General features: G+C 36.4%; 2 protein-coding genes. One reads left to right on the top strand and one right to left on the bottom strand.

Annotated features, from left to right (window positions below; genetic code table 11):
* Window positions 1–51 precede the first annotated feature (51 nt).
* Window positions 52–468 carry a YscW family type III secretion system pilotin gene (locus tag R7F07_RS24990; RefSeq protein ID WP_318110635.1) on the bottom strand — a complete coding sequence of 139 codons (417 nt, stop codon included), beginning with the start codon at window positions 466–468 and terminating at the stop codon, window positions 52–54.
* 388 nt (window positions 469–856) lie between these two features.
* Between R7F07_RS24990 and exsC the strand changes: the two genes are divergently transcribed.
* Window positions 857–1,284, top strand: a 428-nt coding sequence (exsC, locus tag R7F07_RS24985; RefSeq protein WP_318110634.1) for a type III secretion system regulatory chaperone ExsC, incomplete at its 3' end; no start/stop codon positions are given.

Raw genomic sequence — 1,284 nt, 5'->3', positions numbered from 1 at the left:
TATTTCTATTCACATTTAATAAATTAGATAGCGCTAATTAAATGTAACCGATTACTTTTTTGTTTCTATTTCTATAGGAAAAAGTCTTAAATCCACTTTCTGACTTCCCTCTCTGAATATATATTTTTGCTCATTTTGGGCGATAATTTGACCTTGAGAATAGAGTTTCCCTATTACTTTCATTTCTCCTTTCCCAGCTTGAATTGGCGCAATAAGAAAAGAATATTGAACTGGTAACTGAACACCTTGATATTGCTGAGAAGCAACAGTAAAGCATTGATTTTCAAAAGCTTGACACATCTCCACCTCTAAATAGGTCGAAACTGGAGGATGGTATCCTTCGACAGAAATCCACCCATATACATTCGCTTGGCTCTGAACAGAAAATGACTGTGCAGTCCCCACGGACTGAGCGCATCCAGTCAATAACATTAAACCGATCAGACCGGCCCACTTACTGCTTTTCATTTAGGCTCCCATAAATTATTTTTATCGTCTTATTATGATTTATTTTTACACAACTTCTTATGTGTACGTTTAAATTTTCGGCTTATATTTATTCTACAGATGGACAGCAATAACGTTCCACGTACAACACGTAATTAACATAGTATTTAATTTTTAAGATAACACAATTCTAATTCTTCATCGCTTGTCGATATAAACCAAAATCTCACCATAATAGAATTTAATAACCGTTAATCTTTATATGCACCAGCACTCATTTGTAAGATTAGAAGCAAGGTGTCAATTCTGTGTTTCCGGCCAAAATATAATAACTAACAACCAAAATTGATAAACACACCCCACGATATCGAATATGTTTCCCGATAAAATTCTCAAAAGGACTGTTTCTATGTCAGCACGCCAAACTATCGATGAGGTTTTACAGAAGTTTGCTCATCAAATAGGCTTGCCTGAACTGCATTTGACGGACAATGAACTAAGCTTAGCTTTTGATGATCACTTGAAGGTTCATTTCATCTTTCATCCAGAAACGAATACGCTGCAACTGGAAGCGGAAATTGTTGGATTACAAATCGTCAATTCTGATCTTTATCGTTCTTTTTTGGCGTTCAATTACCATTGGCCAGAACACCAATTATTTTTCAGTTTAGATAATCATAGGCACGTACTGTGTTTGAATAAACTGATTGGCATCGAGCAATTGGATTATGAATATTTTGAAAATGCGTTGGCGGAATTGTTGACGCAAAGCGAGTCATGGGAGTCGTTGCTATCTGCTCACGTAGTGGCCGAAGATACGCCTGCTATGCCTCAAAG

The sequence above is a fragment of the Vibrio sp. YT-16 genome (assembly GCF_033337405.1).
GTDB classification, from domain to species: domain Bacteria; phylum Pseudomonadota; class Gammaproteobacteria; order Enterobacterales; family Vibrionaceae; genus Vibrio; species Vibrio alginolyticus.
The sequence above is the reverse complement of the archived record's forward strand: the minus strand, read 5'-3'. Positions and strand labels throughout refer to the sequence as shown.